This window comes from Alteromonas sp. MmMcT2-2 (genome assembly GCF_022348305.1).
Lineage (GTDB): Bacteria > Pseudomonadota > Gammaproteobacteria > Enterobacterales > Alteromonadaceae > Alteromonas > Alteromonas macleodii.
In genome coordinates this window covers 1-17,424 of record NZ_JAKRFA010000019.1, presented here as the reverse complement: position 1 = coordinate 17,424, position 17,424 = coordinate 1, and the positions used below count along the sequence as shown (strand labels likewise).

Annotated in this window: 19 protein-coding genes; 13 read left to right on the top strand and 6 right to left on the bottom strand. The window is 43.3% G+C overall.

Annotated elements, in window-relative coordinates; all coding sequences use genetic code 11:
- The first annotated feature begins 65 nt into the window (after window positions 1-65).
- The 3 genes from MHM99_RS12350 to MHM99_RS12340 all read left to right on the top strand — a co-directional run bounded on the left by MHM99_RS12350 (window position 66) and on the right by MHM99_RS12340 (window position 3,564).
- Window positions 66-737, top strand: coding sequence for a phosphoglycolate phosphatase (locus MHM99_RS12350; protein ID WP_239219565.1), 672 nt, complete (start codon window positions 66-68; stop codon window positions 735-737).
- A 138-nt stretch (window positions 738-875) separates the two neighbouring features.
- Window positions 876-2,090 carry a gephyrin-like molybdotransferase Glp gene (gene glp / locus MHM99_RS12345; RefSeq protein WP_239219563.1) on the top strand — a complete coding sequence of 405 codons (1,215 nt, stop codon included), beginning with the start codon at window positions 876-878 and terminating at the stop codon, window positions 2,088-2,090.
- Between the two features lie 100 nt (window positions 2,091-2,190).
- On the top strand, window positions 2,191-3,564 hold the full coding sequence (locus MHM99_RS12340; protein ID WP_039227621.1) for an MATE family efflux transporter: 1,374 nt from the start codon (window positions 2,191-2,193) through the stop codon (window positions 3,562-3,564).
- 55 nt (window positions 3,565-3,619) lie between these two features.
- Here the strand turns inward: MHM99_RS12340 and MHM99_RS12335 are convergent, their stop codons facing one another.
- From MHM99_RS12335 to MHM99_RS12325, 3 genes are read right to left on the bottom strand one after another with little or no spacing between them, the layout of a single operon-like run.
- Window positions 3,620-4,339: a nucleotidyltransferase family protein gene (locus MHM99_RS12335; RefSeq protein WP_239219562.1), complete on the bottom strand. Its 720-nt coding sequence runs from the start codon at window positions 4,337-4,339 to the stop codon at window positions 3,620-3,622.
- 48 nt (window positions 4,340-4,387) lie between these two features.
- Window positions 4,388-5,569, bottom strand: coding sequence for a VWA domain-containing protein (locus tag MHM99_RS12330; RefSeq protein ID WP_014949688.1), 1,182 nt, complete (start codon window positions 5,567-5,569; stop codon window positions 4,388-4,390).
- The gene (locus MHM99_RS12325; RefSeq protein WP_239219561.1) at window positions 5,569-6,405 is read right to left on the bottom strand and encodes a MoxR family ATPase; all 837 of its coding nucleotides are present in this window, start codon (window positions 6,403-6,405) and stop codon (window positions 5,569-5,571) included. Before MHM99_RS12325 ends, MHM99_RS12330 begins: the two co-directional genes overlap by 1 nt.
- 271 nt (window positions 6,406-6,676) lie before the next feature.
- Between MHM99_RS12325 and cysK the strand changes: the two genes are divergently transcribed.
- Together cysK and MHM99_RS12315 are read left to right on the top strand one after the other, a co-directional pair.
- A complete protein-coding gene (cysK, locus tag MHM99_RS12320) occupies window positions 6,677-7,642 on the top strand; it encodes a cysteine synthase A (protein ID WP_014949690.1) in 966 nt (321 codons plus the stop codon).
- A gap of 245 nt (window positions 7,643-7,887) precedes the next feature.
- Complete coding sequence (locus MHM99_RS12315; protein ID WP_014949692.1) at window positions 7,888-8,346, top strand: hypothetical protein; 459 nt, start codon at window positions 7,888-7,890, stop codon at window positions 8,344-8,346.
- 606 nt (window positions 8,347-8,952) lie between these two features.
- Here the strand turns inward: MHM99_RS12315 and ltrA are convergent.
- Window positions 8,953-10,302, bottom strand: a complete 1,350-nt coding sequence (ltrA, locus tag MHM99_RS12310) for a group II intron reverse transcriptase/maturase (protein WP_049589217.1) — start codon at window positions 10,300-10,302, stop codon at window positions 8,953-8,955.
- Between the two features lie 10 nt (window positions 10,303-10,312).
- Window positions 10,313-10,513 (bottom strand): hypothetical protein, encoded by a 201-nt coding sequence (locus tag MHM99_RS12305; protein ID WP_136251253.1) that lies wholly within the window; start codon window positions 10,511-10,513, stop codon window positions 10,313-10,315.
- A 423-nt stretch (window positions 10,514-10,936) separates the two neighbouring features.
- Here MHM99_RS12305 and MHM99_RS12300 point away from each other — a divergent pair, with 423 nt between their 5' ends.
- A complete protein-coding gene (locus MHM99_RS12300) occupies window positions 10,937-11,239 on the top strand; it encodes a hypothetical protein (RefSeq protein ID WP_049588968.1) in 303 nt (100 codons plus the stop codon).
- 140 nt (window positions 11,240-11,379) lie between these two features.
- Entirely contained in the window at window positions 11,380-11,796 is a 417-nt protein-coding gene (locus tag MHM99_RS12295; protein ID WP_049588967.1) for a hypothetical protein, read from the top strand.
- A gap of 472 nt (window positions 11,797-12,268) precedes the next feature.
- On the opposite strand, the gene MHM99_RS12290 is transcribed toward MHM99_RS12295, so the two are convergent.
- Window positions 12,269-13,318, bottom strand: a complete 1,050-nt coding sequence (locus tag MHM99_RS12290) for an IS110 family transposase (protein WP_239219560.1) — start codon at window positions 13,316-13,318, stop codon at window positions 12,269-12,271.
- A gap of 196 nt (window positions 13,319-13,514) precedes the next feature.
- Between MHM99_RS12290 and MHM99_RS12285 the strand changes: the two genes are divergently transcribed.
- The 6 genes from MHM99_RS12285 (at window position 13,515) to MHM99_RS12260 (ending at window position 16,823) form a co-directional block, all read left to right on the top strand.
- Window positions 13,515-13,736: a hypothetical protein gene (locus tag MHM99_RS12285; RefSeq protein WP_049588966.1), complete on the top strand. Its 222-nt coding sequence runs from the start codon at window positions 13,515-13,517 to the stop codon at window positions 13,734-13,736.
- Between the two features lie 181 nt (window positions 13,737-13,917).
- Window positions 13,918-14,136, top strand: a complete 219-nt coding sequence (locus MHM99_RS12280) for an addiction module protein (RefSeq protein ID WP_049588965.1) — start codon at window positions 13,918-13,920, stop codon at window positions 14,134-14,136.
- 3 nt (window positions 14,137-14,139) lie between these two features.
- Window positions 14,140-14,436: a type II toxin-antitoxin system RelE/ParE family toxin gene (locus MHM99_RS12275; RefSeq protein ID WP_049588964.1), complete on the top strand. Its 297-nt coding sequence runs from the start codon at window positions 14,140-14,142 to the stop codon at window positions 14,434-14,436.
- Between the two features lie 1,021 nt (window positions 14,437-15,457).
- Window positions 15,458-15,808, top strand: a complete 351-nt coding sequence (locus tag MHM99_RS12270) for a hypothetical protein (RefSeq protein ID WP_014949701.1) — start codon at window positions 15,458-15,460, stop codon at window positions 15,806-15,808.
- 121 nt (window positions 15,809-15,929) lie between these two features.
- Entirely contained in the window at window positions 15,930-16,340 is a 411-nt protein-coding gene (locus MHM99_RS12265; RefSeq protein WP_049588961.1) for a DCC1-like thiol-disulfide oxidoreductase family protein, read from the top strand.
- Window positions 16,341-16,457: 117 nt separating this feature from the next.
- The gene (locus MHM99_RS12260) at window positions 16,458-16,823 is read left to right on the top strand and encodes a hypothetical protein (RefSeq protein ID WP_049588969.1); all 366 of its coding nucleotides are present in this window, start codon (window positions 16,458-16,460) and stop codon (window positions 16,821-16,823) included.
- Window positions 16,824-17,424 lie beyond the last annotated feature (601 nt).

The window sequence follows — 17,424 nt, the reverse complement described above, 5'->3', positions numbered from 1 at the left end:
TCTACCGCGGTAAGGATACTGCGGTGTTATGCTTGTCACACGAGTTAGCAAATCAAAAGTTTGTAATGCAAGAAATTAATACCTTTTTTTTCGATTTAGACGGAACCTTGGTAGACTCTGTTCCTGATTTGGCAACAGCGTTAAACCAAACATTAAACGACTACCAATTACCAACGTATAACGAGCAGACAATTAGACACTGGGTTGGAAATGGTGCTCGTGTTCTGGTGGAACGCGGATTGAGCGGCAACGCAGAGATCAGACACCATTACACATCAAACGAGATTGATGCCGCTTTAGAAAAATTTCTGTTCTATTACCGAACGCTAGATACTAAAAGTACAGTGCTGTACGACGGCGTGTTCGCAACACTTCACGCGCTAAAAGAACAAGGGTTCACGCTAGCATTAATCACTAATAAACCTTCGGAATTTATTGAGCCTATTCTTTCATCGTTCTCAATATTTTCGTTGTTTTCGCTTACCATTGGCGGTGATAGTTTACCGGAAAAAAAGCCTTCTTCCCTTCCCCTTCTGCACGCCTGTGAAAAGCTTGGTGTTTCGCCCTCACAGTGTGTAATGGTTGGAGATTCTAAAAATGACATTGTTGCCGCAAAAGCCGCGAACATAAAGAGTATAGGGCTTACCTACGGGTATAACTATGGTGAGAGCATCGCAAAATATAAACCTAACTGGGTTTTCGACGACTTTGAAGAGATATTAACGTTCGCTTCTTAATTCACCTGACATAGCCGTTGATGAAACTTCAATTGCGTCGTTTACGCATACTTTCTTTTATTTCACGCTTTAACCTTTGGTATAAGGCCGCTTTTTCTGTAATATCCGCGTGTTAAATCATTTCATGGAGTTGTTGGTATGTCATCTAAATGGCTTTCACTAGAAGAAGCCCTCACTAAAGCATTAGACGCTGCAAAAGCGATAAACGACGTTGAGCAAGTGAGCATTTTTGACGCCAACAACCGCATCTTGGCCCAAGATGTAACTGCCCACGTTGATGTCCCGCCATGGGATAATTCAGCAATGGATGGCTATGCCGTAAATGCGGAAGATCTCAAACACAGTGATAAACTCGAAGTACAGGGTGTAATTACAGCTGGCATGAGTGCTGATGAGCCGCTTGAAAAAGGCAAAGCATTTAAAATAATGACGGGGGCCCCGGTGCCTGCCAATGCTAACGCCGTTGTAATGGTAGAGAATACCGAAAGTCATGATGGCGCGGTTTTGATCAATAAAATTCCATCGGCGCAAGAGAATATACGTAAAAAGGCCAATGATATCGCCAGTGGCGATACACTAATAAGCAAGGGCACGCGCCTTCACGCCGAACACCTTATGCTGCTGTCCTCCCAAGGAAACAGTAAGGTGGCAGTATTCAGAAAACTTCGCGTTGGTGTAGTCGCGACTGGTTCTGAACTTGCTGCACCTGGCGAACCCTGTAAATCGACACAAATTTTCGAGTCTAATCGCGTTGGTGTAAGCAGCATTTTAAGCAATGAAAACGTAGAGCTTGTTGATTTCGGCATTGTAGAAGACGACGAAGCTTCTTTGCGTAGACTCTTCATTGAGGCGAGCGAGCGTGTAGATGTAATGGTAAGTAGCGGTGGTGTATCTGTGGGCGATGCCGACTATGTAAAAGATATCATCGCTGAATTGGGCACTATCGACTTTTGGAAAGTCGCAGTTAAACCGGGTAAACCCTTTGCTCTGGGTAAAATAAACAACACGTTGTTTTGCGGTTTACCGGGCAATCCTGTGTCTTCATTTGTTACCGCAAAATTATTGGTTGTGCCTGTTATCAAAAAAATGCAAGGGCAAGTACAACCGCACGAGCCGTTCTTTGTTAACGCTAGCATTACGACACCTCTTAAGCGACGTGCAGGCCGGCGAGACTTTCAGCGTGCAACCATGGTAAGAAATAATCAAGGTGAATGGGAAGTCACACCATTTAGGTCACAAAGCTCTGGCGTTATGACTTCAATCACTTCTGCTAACTGCCTAATGGTAGTACATGAAGATATAAGTGAGTTAAAAGTTGGCGATACGGTTCCGGTTATACCGCTACATTTTTAACAAGTTCGTTGTTGAAACGCTACTTCGTTAAGGCTTTTAAGCTCGTTTTTATTTTCTGCATTTTTATCGCCCTAGGCGACCCATATAGAGACACATTACCGTGAATAAGAAACGCTTTCTTTTAGAAGGAAGAGACATTTTAAAACTAGCATGGCCATTGTTGGTTGCGCAGATTACTCAAATGCTAATGGGCGTTAGCGATACTATTATGGCTGGGCGTTACAGTGCAACCGACATGGCAGCGGTAGCACTTGGATTTAGCATCACTGTGCCACTGCTTTGCTTTATACAGGGTATAGCGCTGGCACTTCCCCCAATCATTTCACGGCTGCAGGGAAACAAAAATTTAAGTGGTATTGCCGACGCAAGTCAGCAAGCTGGTTATCTGGTTTTCTTTGTGGGATTAGCGGTAGCAGGCTTAATTCCATTTACTGAAAGCATAGTCGCGCTGTTCCCTATGGCGCCCGAGCTATTTAGCATTACCGTAGACTACGTACTGTATGTGCTGTTCGCTATGCCTGGATTTGCACTTTACCAATGGCTTAGAAACTATTGTGAAGGCTTGGGTAAAACCAAACCCACTATGATTATTACGGTTATCGGGTTGATGGCGAACATTGTAGGAAACTACCTGTTTATCTATGGTGTAGGCCCATTACCAGCTATGGGCGGTGCGGGTTGTGGTATTGCAACGGCCATTGTGATTTACACTATGCTTATAGCAACCGTTATCTATGTTCGTTTTGCCCCTGCCCTGCAAAAGTACAATTTGTTCGGACAGTTATATAAACCTAACATGGTAACCATAAATCGCACCTTCAAAATGGGCTTACCCATTGCTATGACTATCCTGTTTGAAGTGACGCTGTTTTCACTGGTTGCATTGTTATTAGCCCCTTTTGGTGCCACAACGGTAGCGGCCCACCAAGTCGCACTGAACTTCTCAGCCCTGATGTTCATGTTTCCTATGAGTATTGGTATGGCAGCAGCAATTCGCATTGGCTATCGCATAGGGCAAAATAACCCACGACAGGCAAAAATTGCAGCTCGAACCGCTATTCTGATCGGTTTTTTCACCGCTGCGTGTACGGCTAGCTTCACCCTGCTAGCAAAGGGATTCATCATTGGCCTGTACACCAGCGACGAAGCCGTATATACCTTGGCAAATGCGCTATTGATTTATGCGGCGTTATTCCAATTGTCTGATGCGGTTCAGGTGATTTCGGCTAATGCATTACGCGGCTATAAAGACACAACAGCGATGTTTATTATTACCTTTGTGTCCTACTGGTTAATAGGTCTACCTACAGGCGTTATTTTAGGTAGAACAAACTGGATAACGGCAGAACCAATGGCCGCAGCAGGGTTTTGGATTGGCTTCATTGTAGGATTGAGTGCTGCAGCTGTTATGCTAGGTGCACGCCTTCTTTACATCCAAAGGCCAAGTGCTGTGCATCGTATCGCGAGTGCATAATACCAATCCGCATAAGCACGCTGAACGTTTAAACCGTTCAATTGAACCAAAGCAGTTACCCCCTGCTTTTCAGTTTGTCCCAGTCTTGTGGCGTGTCTATATCAAATTGTGCGTTAGGTATAGACACAGCCGTTACCCTACTTAATTTCGCATACTTCCTAATAACCGGCTTGGCTCCCATGTCGCCATTTAACGCTAGCAGTTCACTAAATACCGCTTCAGGAAAGATAGCAGGCACGGTTAATCGACTATTGTTCTCTCCCTGCTTTTGCCATTCACTGCATACTATGTGATTAGGGTTCGCATAAGAAGTGTTGATAAGGTGAACGAAGTCTTGTGTATCAAGACTCGGCAAATCGGCCAACGTGAATAGCACATGAGTAGGTCTTGTACACAAGCCCTTTGCTGTCGGGGACACTGATTTCGACAGTGATGAAAGGCTTAAAAGGTGCGTGAGTCCAGTGCGAATACTTGACGCAAGGCCTTCATCCCAATTAGCGTTGTGTACGATACTGATGGGTAGTTCAGAAACTTTACATGGAGAGTGTTTTAGCTGCGTATTTACGGAATCATGCCATTTACCCGTAACAACAGTAATGGGTAATTCACTGGTTAACGCTAAGTCATTGCGCGCACTAACTACCTCCCCCACACTGTGTTGTATAAGAGAAAGCGCAGAAATTGGGTGTTCCGATAAAAGCTTATTACCCTTGTAGCGAGCGCTCTTTCCGCCCGCCAACACCACAAGTGCTACGGCATAATTTTCCGACTTCAATTCAATATCCGTTATATCAAAGAAATAAAACGTTATACGTCAAAGGGCTTAGCGGCTTCTGCTAAGCCCTTTGATAGCAGCCGTTAACCCTTCAAGCGTAAGCCCATACATTCTGTCTTCCATAATTTCACGAATAATTTTGATAGACGAATAATACGGCCAGTAATTCTCAGCTTGCGGATTAAGCCACACAGCGTTGTTAAAGTGGTTCAATAAGCGCTGCATCCACACACTGCCCGGCTCTTCATTCCAATGCTCTACACTGCCACCTGGATACGTTATTTCATACGGCCCCATGGTAGCGTCACCTACGAAAATAACCTTGTAGTCTTTTCCGTAGCGATGAATGATATCCCAAATAGGAATGCGTTCTTTATTGCGACGAAGGTTATCTTTCCACACCTCCTCATACACGCAGTTGTGGAAATAAAAGTACTCTAAGTATTTAAACTCGCTTTGCACCGCAGAGAAAAGCTCTTGAGTACTTTTTACGTGTGGGTCCATAGAGCCGCCCACATCAAAAAACATCAACACTTTTACCGCATTGTGACGCTCTGGTGCCATGTGGATATCGAGTAAACCGCCTTTTTTAGCTGTCTCACCTATGGTTGTTGGCACATCTAGCTGCTCACTTGCGCCGGTGCGAGCAAACTTGCGTAGCTTCCTAAGGGCCACTTTTATGTTACGCGTACCCAGTTCTACATCAGAGCTTAGGTTTTTAAACTCGCGTTTATCCCATACTTTTACTGCCGAAAACTTTCTGTTTCCCTTTTGCCCTATTCGCACACCTTCTGGATTGTCGCCATAAGCGCCAAACGGGGATGTTCCGCCGGTGCCCACCCATTTATTTCCACCTTGGTGACGCTTTTCTTGTTCTTCTAAGCGCTTTTTCAACGTTTCCATCAGTTCTTCAAGGCCACCGGCTTTACGCAGCGCCTCACGCTCTTCAGGGCTTAAATTTTTTTCAATTTCCTTACGCAGCCATTCTTCAGGGATATCTTTACCGAATAGATCGACAGATTCGACACCTTCAAAATATTCAGCAAACGCCCTGTCGAACTTATCGTACTGAGTTTCGTCCTTCACCATTATGGTACGCGACAAACTGTAGAACGCTTCGATATCGGCATACACCACGTGCTTTTCAAGCGCACTAAGCAAATCCAGCAACTCGCGCAGCGTGGTTTTCACCTGATATTTTCGCAGTGTATAAAAAAACTGAATAAGCATTAGCGACGCGCCATAAAGACCAATTTTTCAAACAAATGAATGTCTTGTTCGTTTTTAAGTAATGCGCCGTATAATGGCGGTATTGCTGCTTTACCGTCTTTTGAATGCAGCGCTTCCGGCGGAATATCTTCAGCAACTAGTAGCTTCAACCAGTCGATAAGTTCAGAGGTAGAAGGCTTTTTCTTAAGCCCTGGTACTTCGCGAATTTGAAAGAAGGCCTTTAACGCTTCATCAAGCAGCTTTTTCTTTAAATCTGGGAAATGTACGTTAACGATTTCTTGCATTTCCTCTGGATTCGGGAACTGAATGTAGTGGAAGAAACAACGGCGCAAGAAAGCATCTGGCAGCTCTTTTTCGTTGTTCGATGTAATGATTACAATCGGACGCTGCTTCGCGACTACGCGTTCTTGGGTTTCGTATACGAAGAACTCCATCTTATCGAGCTCTAGCAGCAAGTCGTTGGGAAACTCAATGTCAGCTTTATCAATTTCATCAATTAATAGTACCGGGCGCTTTTCTGCGCTGAAGGCTTCCCATAATTTACCTTTTACGATGTAGTTGCTGATATCGTGAACGCGATCATCACCAAGTTGAGAGTCGCGAAGACGTGACACTGCGTCGTATTCGTACAAACCTTGCTGTGCTTTAGTGGTTGATTTAATGTGCCACTGAATTAGTTCGGTGCCTAAACTCTCGGCCAATTCTTCAGCAAGCATGGTTTTACCTGTGCCCGGCTCGCCTTTAATTAAAAGCGGACGCTCTAGCGTAATAGCTGCGTTAACCGCCAGCTGTAAGTCTTTGGTTGCGATATAATTAGACGTGCCACTAAAAGCCATTATTGTTGTACTCCGTATAATTTTTCGTCTTTGCAATTTTAACTATAATATCAAGGCCTTCTCATGATTGCCCATAGATATAACATATAGCTAAAAAGCACTTTGCATTTTACTGATTGGGACCAATGATATAGGGGTATGACGAAATCCCCTAATTCAGGCTGTGAATTATTAACTATCACACGCGTTGAATTATTAACTATTAAAAAGGTCGTACAGATCACGACAGACGGGGTTTCCTATAAAATAAGGAACGAGGTAAGGATTTATAATGAACGTATTTGACGACAATTCCCTATCTATTGGCCGCACGCCACTAGTTAAGCTAAATCGCGTAACATCAGGTAATGTATACGCAAAAATTGAATCGCGTAACCCAAGCTTCAGCGTTAAGTGCCGTATTGGCGCAAACATGATTTGGGATGCTGAAAAGCGCGGTGTCCTTACCGAAGGTAAAGAAATTGTAGAACCGACCAGTGGTAACACAGGTATCGCTTTGGCGTTTGTTGCAGCGTCTCGCGGTTATAAGCTAACGCTAACCATGCCTAGCAGCATGAGCCTTGAGCGTCGCAAACTTCTAAAAGCTTTGGGCGCAAACCTTGTTCTTACTGAAGCACCTAAGGGCATGAAAGGTGCCGTTGCCGCTGCACAAGAAATTGTGGCATCAGATCCAGACAAATACGTATTGCTTCAACAGTTCGACAACCCAGCTAACCCGGCTATTCACGAAAAAACCACTGGCCCTGAAATTTGGGAAGATACAGACGGTAAAGTAGATGCATTCGTAGCTGGTGTAGGTACGGGTGGTACAATCACGGGTGTAAGTCGCTACCTTAAAAATACGAAAGGTAAAGCAATTACTTCAATTGCCGTTGAGCCAACAGACTCTCCAGTAATTACCCAAGCGCTTGCGGGCGAAGAATTAACCCCTGGCCCACACAAAATTCAAGGTATTGGCGCAGGTTTCATTCCAGGTAACCTAGACCTAGACCTAATTGACGAAGTTGAGCAAGTTACCAACGAAGAATGTATGGACATGGCGCGCAAGCTAATGACCGACGAGGGTATTCTTGCAGGTATTTCTTCCGGTGCAGCCGTTGTTGCTGCTAAGCGTTTTGCTGAACGCCCAGAAAACAAAGACAAAGTGGTTGTAGTGCTTCTAGCAAGCGGCACAGAACGTTACCTAAGTAGCCCTCTGTTTGCTGGTGCGTTCGACGAACAAGAAGAAGTTCAATAACCACCAAAATGTTTCAATCATTTAAAAACGAGGCCTAGTGCCTCGTTTTTTTATGCCTACTCTTTTCTATTTCTCCTGAAGTTTTATGGACACAAACACCTGAGTTTTACGCTCTATTACTTTGCTTTTGTGCGCAATATTGTGAATAATCAAAGCATAGATTAGCGAAGCGGCGAGCACATTGACTTCGTTGAGATATAAAACTATCAATAAGAAACGGACCTCTTTACATTAAGGTAATCCAAATGAAAACGCGTATGTGGTACGCCCTTTTCGGGCTTTTTACAGTGTTGATTTTATCCGCTTGCGGTAAAAAGGAAGAAGGCATCGGGCGGTACGGCATGCTTGATGAAAGTACCCCTGAGTACACCACCGTAGCGTTTCTCAAAAGTGTTTATGAAGATGACAACCTTGATACAGCAATTCGACTATCAAGCGAAAAACTGTCTCGTATATTAACGAGATACCACACTAACAGTAACGTTCAGCGCCACCTCTTAAACCTTAAATATGACACCGTCACCATCACTCCTCAAAGTGCAGGCCGAGTTGGCCGCAACGAGTTCGCAGAAAAATCGACAATCACCGTATTTTTAAGTGGAACATACAACGACGATAAAATTGAAGACTTGCGTAGCCTAGACTTGATTAAAGAAGACGGTGAATGGAAGGTTAATAAAATTCATCCAGATGCCTATTTATAACGTGTAGATAAACGCTGTTTTTATGACCAGAAACACAACCTTTTACGATTGAAGAAAATAAAAAGGATGTTTTCCGGCTTTTATGCTTAAAAGCGTTTATTTTTTGTTCAAAGTATTGTTTTAGGATAACAATTTTAAAACGCTCATAAGTGATATACGGATAGTTTCCACCTTGCATAAAGGATTTTTTCTGTACATTAAATTGTTAGTACCCTCGGAGCAGGAAGCTTGAAAGTAAAACCATCCAAAAAGCTATATCTAAAAATGCTAAGAAGCCTTTTGATAATTAGCGTTCTATTCGGTCTTACTGCATATGTCTGGTCAACTTCAGTTTATGAATGTATTTCTATCTTTTCATGGGACTTTTGCGGCTCTATTGGCCAAGCAGAACTGATTTATCCACTTTTTGCTCTAGATGTGCTGCTAGCTTTTTATTTACTTTCGCCATTTTTTACCTATTTCAGCTATCGTGAAATAATCAAAAATAGGAATAAAATTAAATAATGTTGCTAGGTAGTATTGGGTTTACGGGTACTAATCGGGTAGCCGGAGGTATCTAGCCTCCAGCCCCCACAACACCCTGCATGCGGCTCCGCACAGGGCGTTTCATTTAGGATAGTGAAGCGCAATCCATCCATCACGTAGTGAATAAAGCCCTTCGGATTTCAAGTAATCAAGTGATAAAGCCTGATTGATCCCCGGAGATTTTGCACTACGCCATGGCCCTTTGCTGGTGATACCACACGCTACCGCAGCTTGAACATGCACGCCCAGTCTCATTAAATGTCGTACTTTGGTGCGCGGTTTTCGCCACTGACGCCAGTAAGCCATTCTCACTCTGCGCCGGATCCAGTGATCCAGTTCTACGCAGCGCTGATATCCACTGGCGATACCAAAGTAATTTATCCAGCCTCGTAAATACTGACTGAGTTTAAAGAGTTGGTATTGCATCGATACGCCCCAGTTGCGGTTCGTTAATCGTCGAACCTGTTGCTTAAACTTCATCAGGGTCTTCGGATGCCATTGAATGCGGCCTGCCTTGAAGGTAAATCCAAGGAATTTGCTTTCACTGGTTTTAACGACGTGGCTTTTGGTTGTATTAACAACTAACTTCAAGCGGTGGCACAGGAATCTGCTGATACTGTTGAGCACGCGTTCACCCGAACGGGGCGTCTTTACCAGTATGGTAAAATCGTCCGCATATCGTGCAAATTCGTGACCCCGTTTCTCAAGCTCTTTGTCCAATGGGTCTAGCATGATGTTTGCCAGTAGCGGCGATAATGGCCCGCCCTGAGGAACACCTTCTCGACTCTCGCTATAAAGCTGGTTATCCCCTTTGGTTTTGCAGAGAATCCCAGCTCGTAAGTAACGTTTAATCAGTTTAAGCAATCGCTTATCTTTCACTTTATAGCCAAGGTAGGTCATGAGTAAATCGTGATTAACGCGGTCAAAGAACTTAGACAGATCAACATCCACGGCAAAACGGCGTCCCGTTTTGATAATGCTGTTTACCTGCTTCACTGCTTGTTGCCCATTTCGATGTGGCCTGAACCCAAAACTATTATCTGAGAAGGTTGGGTCGAAAATAGGCGTAAGGACTTGGGCAATCGCTTGTTGGATAACACGGTCAACGATAGTTGGGATCCCTAATTGACGTTTTCCGCCATCAGGTTTGTCAATCTCAACGCGTTTCACCGGTGAAGGTTGGTATTGGCCTGAGCGAAGCTCAGTCATAACACGTTTCCAGTTTCCGGCGTTTGCCCAAGCGGGGAAGTCATCAATGGTCATGCCATCCATGCCAGCGGCCCCTTTGTTGGCTCGAACCTGTTTCCATGCCGACACAAGATTGGAAGGCTGGAGAAAAAGTTCGAGTAGATCTGCGCTAAAGGCTGGCTGCTCATCAGTACGCTGAGTCACGTCACTACCGGACGGCATTCGTGTGTTCAAGTCTGACAAGGCTCCTCCTTTATTCTAAATGTTCCGGCCTTGGCCGTGTCCCAGCCATTACGCTGGGCATTTGGCTACTATGCCGTCTGCTGACTTCTGCTCTATCACCGCCACAGTTACCTGTAACAGCGCTATCGGTTTGCATCGAATTCGCTCGCAGTGGATGATGCGTTTCCTCTGCGCCAAGGCACTTGTATACCAGAGCCTTACTGGTATTCACCGATCGCTCGTAAAGCAGATCTCCCCAGATAAGAACATGGACTGTCTCTGCACTGCTGCATCATTTACGGTGGCCGTTAGATCACATGGTTTCGTTGTCTTGTGCCAACTCACCTTCAGCCTACGCCTCATATGATGTTCTTGTTCATCAGCTCGCAGATTTGCTAGCGGCTTCCTCCAGACTATCTCTCACGATTTAGCCCTTGCCATTCGCTAGTAGTTAGCGTTGAATAACAGTGTGTTAAACAACGGTGATCTTCCTACAGAGGACTTTCACCTCATTAGTTCATGCCCATGCTGGGCGTACACAAAGCGCTAAACTCGCTCCCTTCGGTCGCTGGGACGCATACACGCGGGGCGGCTGCGCCATTATGCCCCACATGTCTGCGCCCGTTATTGGAAAGTTATAAGCTAAGAGGTTTTAATGGAATTTAAAGACCTACCACTACATGATGGATTAGTAAAAACCATTTCAATAAATTGGTCTGGTAAGTCAGCTGAGATTTTCTTAGACTGCTTTTTAATGCCAAACCAAAGTGCTCAACCATGCTCATTAACGTTTTCCGGCATTTCCTCAATTAACGTACCAATGACTACTCCTTGGGGTGAATCTAACTCTATTAATATGGCAAGAGTTCAAAACAACATTTTTCAAATTGAATTACAAAGTGGTGACACATTGCAGCTTGAGGCATCAGCTTTTGACTTCGAAACAATTGGCTTATAACAACTCAATTAACTCGCTCACTGCGTTCGCTGGGACGCTAACACGTGGGCTGACTCACTTCGTTCGGATTTTAGCCCACATGCTAGCGCCCCAAAGCTTAGCGTTATGTGCTTGCGTCAATTTGAAAACAAGGAAGTTTTATGAGATTCACTGATGAAGAAATGATAGCTGCGTTACAAGAATTAAACGCAAAGCAAAAACCGATGCAAGGACTCTTGGGAGCAATCATCGGAGCATTTGTCGGCTTTGTTTTTTATCTTTTCATTTCACAAATGGGAGCAGCCATTATCATTATGCTTGCTGTCCCTCCCGCATCAATTGGATTGTTTGCTCGATTTACCGGGCAAATGTATAGCTTAAAGTATAGACTTCCTGTTGGCGCAATTGGTGCATTACTTCATATCTTCGGCTGCTATATGTTGGGCCTCACCCCGCTAGCTTATATTCTTACCCCTGTTGCGTTTATCATCGCGGTTACCCTCAGCAAAGTGAAATTAGAGCGGGTTCACATTTGGGCAATTTCACAAGAGGAAATCGGGAAACTCAATGCGAAATAACGCTGTAAGTGGCTACGCACATAACACATATGAGCCTCCGGGCTGTCAATGAAAAAAGATAGCCCTTTGACCGCTATTTCAAGATCAATACCGTTGCCCTTTTAGAACTCGTTTACTTCGTCTGTCATGGCTGATGTTAGGCAAATTGCCTACGTCAAACACATATAGAGGCTCTTGTTGTTGCTCTTTTCAATTCCTTTTGACTGGCAACGGCACTAGACATTCATCGGTTAACCTTCCTCTGTCCTATTCAGATCTAAGTGGCTGCATTGACCAGTTAGTATCAGGTTCAGTGAAGGTGTAAGCAAATTCGTAAAAAGGTAGAGATGCGCAACAGTCGCATGTCTAATCAAACCAACAGGTTTTGGCATATCGGTATATTTATCGATGCTGCTTTTGCAGAGTACTTTGCGATAAAAGAGATACTCACCACTTAACCAGTTAGATGTTTAAGCTCATGCCACTGTGCGACTTACCCGTTTAAAAAGCGCTCTTCATCGAATACCTGCTGGTTCTTTAACATAAAGTAAGTACATCGCCCAATTTTATGAGCGAGTGCAGATAAAGCCTTCGCCTTGCTCATTCGCTTTTGAAGCTTGGCTAGATATCGTTTCGCGTTGTCATTACCTTTAAGGTACAACACTGCTGCTTCACTAAATGCCCATTTTAAATGAGCATTACCAATCTTATTTCCCTGCGTACCATGCGTTTTACCGGCCGACTCAGCTTTGCATTTTACTAACCGTGAATACGAGGCAAACTTCTGAACTGATGGAAACCGTTTAATATCGCCAACTTCATACAAAATGGTGAGGGCTAGAATTTTCCCGATACCTGGAAACGACTTTAAAATATGTAAATCTGTTGCACAGTGTGTTTGTGCCTGAGTCTTTACATAATGTTCAATCTTGTAAAGCTCACTCACCATGGTTTCGATAATATTTAGGTTTAAATCCATGCTCTTTTGCACTGCTTCGTCTGGAAAGAAGTGGCGCATCTTTTCTCTATCAGGTGAGTTTCTTAAATCTAACCGCGTTTCTAAAGCGGGTAAGTTGTATTGACCAACTGTGCTAGCAACATGCGCTTTCAGCTGAGCACTCATTCTCATTATGTGGGTGCGACGGCGAAGCGCATCTCGAATAGAGCGATGCTTCTTTGAATAAGCATGCGCGAGTGGGAAGTTCCCACCGCGCATTAGCTTCGCTATTTTTAGTGCGTCAATTTTGTCGTTCTTCGTTTTACCGGCATGAATGGCCTTCATATAAAGCGCATGGCCAAGAATGAAATCAATATTATGCTCTTCACAAAAGTCGGATACCCAATACCAGCAGTGCATACATTCAACACCAACAACAATATTGCCCAGATATGGCTTTAAAAGCGCTAACAGTTTATCGGGTGAATCATCTATTTTTTCGTGAACAAGAATGTTGTTCTCATTATCAATAATGCAGACATAAAGCAGTCTGGTGTGAAGATCGATTCCACAATAGTACGGATGTGTATTAGTATAAAAGTTCATTGAGTTTTCTCCCTTGGTTTGGTCGCCTATTAGGATAAACTCAGTTTATTCTGATAGGGAGGAGGCTCAATGATTATCAACTCAATAAACTCGCTCACTTCGTTCGCTGGGACGCATACACGCAGGGCGGCTTTGCCATTTTGCCCTACGTGCCTGCGCCCGTTATTGAAAAGTTATGTTTAAGGAGGAACATTCAATGAACCCCAGTTTTTATAAGAAGTCCTTGGCAGTATTGTTAGCTTTATTTTTAGGTTTATCACCGCAGATTGTTTTGGCAGAGGAGCCACCTGTTAAAAAAAGCAAGAGCGGCATATGTCACGCTAAAGGTAGTACTTACTATTCCAAGACAAAAAACTACACTCCATATCAGTCTATGGAGGCATGTTTAAAAAGTGGCGGGCGTCGTCCAAAGCGTTAAACATAACAATCACATTAAGCCACTCGCTGGGACAGTAACACGTGGGCTCTGTCGCTTCGCTCTAAATTTTAGCCCACGCATTACTGCCCCTTATGTGGGTGTTACCCGCTACTTGTAAATCCAGCCTTTCACTTCTCTTTTTTAGTGGTAATATCAAATCATACCCAATGGGAGTTATTTTATGTCTGATGCATTGAAAGTGATGCTTGAAAATATCGAGCAACTCAGTACTAAAGAGAAAGCACTTGCTGCCCACTGTCTTTTAACGGCTATGGATACCAAGATTGATACCGATGTGGAATCCGAGTGGGTAAAACTTGCAGAATCTCGCAGCGCAGAGCTAGAGTCTGGTGCGGTAAAAAGCATTAGTTGGGAAGAGATAGAAAAGGATCTTAATTAAAAAATGCTACCTGTTTCCTTTCACCCAGAGGTTAAAAGGGAAATAAAAGGGTCGTTTGATTGGTATCAAGAACAGTCATTGGGGTTGGGTCACGAATTTACTCAAGAACTAAAGGAAGCCATCGATTCAGTTAGCTCTTTGCCATCGGCATGGACAAAAGTGGGGCAAACTCATCGACGCTTTGTCTTAAGCAGGTTCCCATACTCTATTATTTATAAAATTATCGAAAACAGGGAAATTAGTGTGGTAGCTATTATGCACAACCACCGAAAACCAGGGTATTGGCACGAACGCAGCTAACAAGACGCTCAAGCCACCCCCTCCGGTCGCTGGGACGCTGCCATGTGGGCTGACTCACTTCGTTCGGATTATAGCCCATACGCTAGCGCCCCTTAGCTTAAAGTTATACATAAACCATGAAATCATCACACAAGACAATTTTTATAATTTTTGTTTCATTTATCCTTTCTTCATTAGTGGACGAATACCTTTTAATTACTCGCGGCATCGAGCTCTTCACCTACCACATTCATACGATTTTCGTAGCAATTTGCCTCTTCATTTGGTGCAAACAACACGGTAGAGAGAATGGACATACACAGCTCAGAATGTATCCCTTGTTTTGTGCATTAATAGGCTTCATTGGTGTTCCGGTGTACGCCTATAAATTTTATGGCCTAAAGCACGGAACAGTTCTTCTATCTAAAGCGATTGTTGCATTAATTGTTACCGTAGTAGTTTCTATTGGCGCCACTACCCTTTTCTCAACATTTTATTTATAACAAAAAAATCAAGTCGTAGGCTAAAGCCCACTGGGACGCTAACACAGGGTCGATTCGCCATAATGCCCTACTCGTTATCGCCCCTTGTTTAAAAGTTAGGTGACTAGGGATGGTTATGCTTCAAAAATTAAAAATTCTGTTCTTAGGTTTCTTATGTTCGTTACCGTTTTCACTCTTTTTCGGTTATGGCACTTTCTTCGTTTTGTCTCATGTTCAAGAGTTTAGTAACACCAATATTTCCTATCTCGTCGGAACAGGCATATTTACTTTAATTTCCATAAGTGGTTTAACAAATCCAGGGGCATACATAACAGTGTTTAAAATTTTTGGATTTTTTAATGACCTAGGGGATATTGCTAGTGCAATCAGTATCTTTAACATTTTCAAATAACTGTTGTATTGTGCTCAAAGGTAAATCACCTAACAAAAAATTTATGTCGCCCGCAGTCGGGCTGGGACACAAACAGCTAGGCGGCTTCGCCATTATAGCCTGCCTGTTTGTGCCCCATATTTAGGCGTTATGCACAAGGAAGTATTGAATGAAACATAAGATTATTTGTTCACTATTCTCAATAGCCATTTTTACTTCGGGATTATTTCTCGGCGCATATATCAGTACGTCAGCGGGCGCTAGTTCAAACTCTACAGAGTTATATAGCAGCATTATTCACCTTTCTTCTGTTCATCAACAAATAGAAAATGGTGAATTAGAAAACGCAAAACAAGCCATCTGTAGTTTCGTCAGAACACGCATCGAATTACTAGAGCTTGGCCATCAAATTCTTAACGAGAATAGGGCCAAGGAAGTAATGGTTCTAAAACAAAGTATGGAGAAAATGCTTTCAAACACATCGCAAGCCAGCACTTCGTTAGCTGAAACTTGTGTTTAACGAGGCGCTTAACGCGTTCCCTTTGGTCACTGGGACAGTAACGCAACGGCACTTCGTAGATATGTCGCTACGTCACTGCCTCACTGCCTCAAAGCTTAGCGTTATATCGCGGGATAGTTCGATGGAAGACAAGGACTTAGTTATTTACGATGGGGTGTGTAACTTCTGTAATGGAGCAGTTGCCTTTATTTTGAAGCGCGACAAAACTGAACGTTTTATATTCTCACCAATGCAATCAGAATATGCTCAAGAAGTTATCGAACGTTACAAAGTTGATACTCTAGGTGTTGATACTTTTATGTTAGTTAAGAACGGAAACGTTTTTCTTTGGTCTGACGCTGCACTAGAAATCGCAAAAGACTTAACTGGGTTCTGGTTTTTATTCGGTGTAACTAAAATCTTGCCGCGTTCTTTTAGAGACTTCTTCTACAGAATTTTTGCTCGCAACCGTATTAAGCTTTTCGGTGGTACAAAGCATTGTCAAATACCCGATAAAAAGGTCTTAGGGAGGTTCAGAGGTCTTGCGATGTAACAAACAAATAAAGCCGTTCCCGTTGGTCACTAGAAGGCATATACGCGGGGCCGCTTCGCCATTATGCTCAGCGCATATGCGCCTCTTAGCTTAATGTTAGAAGCTTCTGAGAAATCAATGGCTAAATCAGAAATAAGACGATTCTTAAAAGAGATCCGCACTAAGTTTCCTGACGTTGTGCCTCTTATGGAAAAACATGAGTGTTGGGCGCTTACATTTCTAATGGGAGAGTTTGCAAATTTGACGACTATTTTGTTAAACCAAGGCGACTTAGAAGAAGCACTTGAGCAGTTGCATTACATGAGCGAGAAACTAGATACTGCAACCGAAGCAGAATTCGAGTACATAGATGTATATTATACAGAGCACTTATTCTGGAAAGGTACCAAAGAAGGTATTGAACGTGGCTGGCCTCTCGTCCCAGATAATCTCAAAAAACTGTACTTGGACTTTCATGGTAAACCACCTAGGGTAGTGGTTTAGATAAGGTTGAGGGAAGTACAATTTTACAAAGTACGATTGATGGCTTTTGTGAAACTCAGCGCTCTAAAGATGTCTTTAAAAAATTAAAACGTTTTATATCCAATAAAGCGATTAAAATGTCTGGTGTTCTATTTTTCCCTGAGGCTTACGATAATCTGAGAAATGGTTGGCGATTAACCCCAATTCTAACTGGTGTGCCTGAGTTAGATGTTAAGCTTGAACCTTACAATTAAGAGTGTTTTAAACATAACAAACGCTTTAACCAAGGGACGAAAAACAGCAAGCTTGCGCTCCTTCGTCGCTAATTTTAGCCTGCTATTTTGCGCCAGTTTAGCTAGGCGGTATGCATCAAGGTAAATAATGAATCGAGCGCCCCTTTCAAAAGAACCAGTTAACCTATTTATTCTTTTAAAGATGGCTTACACCGATTCTTTGGGTGCCAATGTGCTGAACAGGCATCTGAGCAGACTGCTCAAGCAACTGTTTTAAAATTGGAGCTAACTACTGAGCTATCCCCACGAATAGTAAAATAAAGTCAAAGAGTTAGGGAACATTCATGGCATTTGGTGATCAGATCTTTCGCCAAAAAAAAACCAACACA

What these genes read in the sequence shown, in the direction of transcription:
- MHM99_RS12265 (WP_049588961.1), top strand. Translation starts at nt 15,930, where the DNA reads ATGGAAGACAAGGACTTAGTTATTTACGATGGGGTGTGTAACTTCTGT.
- MHM99_RS12295 (WP_049588967.1), top strand. Translation starts at nt 11,380, where the DNA reads ATGAGATTCACTGATGAAGAAATGATAGCTGCGTTACAAGAATTAAAC.
- MHM99_RS12270 (WP_014949701.1), top strand. Translation starts at nt 15,458, where the DNA reads ATGAAACATAAGATTATTTGTTCACTATTCTCAATAGCCATTTTTACT.
- MHM99_RS12330 (WP_014949688.1), bottom strand. Translation starts at nt 5,569, where the DNA reads ATGCTTATTCAGTTTTTTTATACACTGCGAAAATATCAGGTGAAAACC.
- glp (WP_239219563.1), top strand. Translation starts at nt 876, where the DNA reads ATGTCATCTAAATGGCTTTCACTAGAAGAAGCCCTCACTAAAGCATTA.
- MHM99_RS12325 (WP_239219561.1), bottom strand. Translation starts at nt 6,405, where the DNA reads ATGGCTTTTAGTGGCACGTCTAATTATATCGCAACCAAAGACTTACAG.
- MHM99_RS12350 (WP_239219565.1), top strand. Translation starts at nt 66, where the DNA reads ATGCAAGAAATTAATACCTTTTTTTTCGATTTAGACGGAACCTTGGTA.
- cysK (WP_014949690.1), top strand. Translation starts at nt 6,677, where the DNA reads ATGAACGTATTTGACGACAATTCCCTATCTATTGGCCGCACGCCACTA.
- MHM99_RS12285 (WP_049588966.1), top strand. Translation starts at nt 13,515, where the DNA reads ATGAACCCCAGTTTTTATAAGAAGTCCTTGGCAGTATTGTTAGCTTTA.
- MHM99_RS12260 (WP_049588969.1), top strand. Translation starts at nt 16,458, where the DNA reads ATGGCTAAATCAGAAATAAGACGATTCTTAAAAGAGATCCGCACTAAG.
- MHM99_RS12315 (WP_014949692.1), top strand. Translation starts at nt 7,888, where the DNA reads ATGAAAACGCGTATGTGGTACGCCCTTTTCGGGCTTTTTACAGTGTTG.
- MHM99_RS12300 (WP_049588968.1), top strand. Translation starts at nt 10,937, where the DNA reads ATGGAATTTAAAGACCTACCACTACATGATGGATTAGTAAAAACCATT.
- MHM99_RS12275 (WP_049588964.1), top strand. Translation starts at nt 14,140, where the DNA reads ATGCTACCTGTTTCCTTTCACCCAGAGGTTAAAAGGGAAATAAAAGGG.
- MHM99_RS12290 (WP_239219560.1), bottom strand. Translation starts at nt 13,318, where the DNA reads ATGAACTTTTATACTAATACACATCCGTACTATTGTGGAATCGATCTT.
- MHM99_RS12280 (WP_049588965.1), top strand. Translation starts at nt 13,918, where the DNA reads ATGTCTGATGCATTGAAAGTGATGCTTGAAAATATCGAGCAACTCAGT.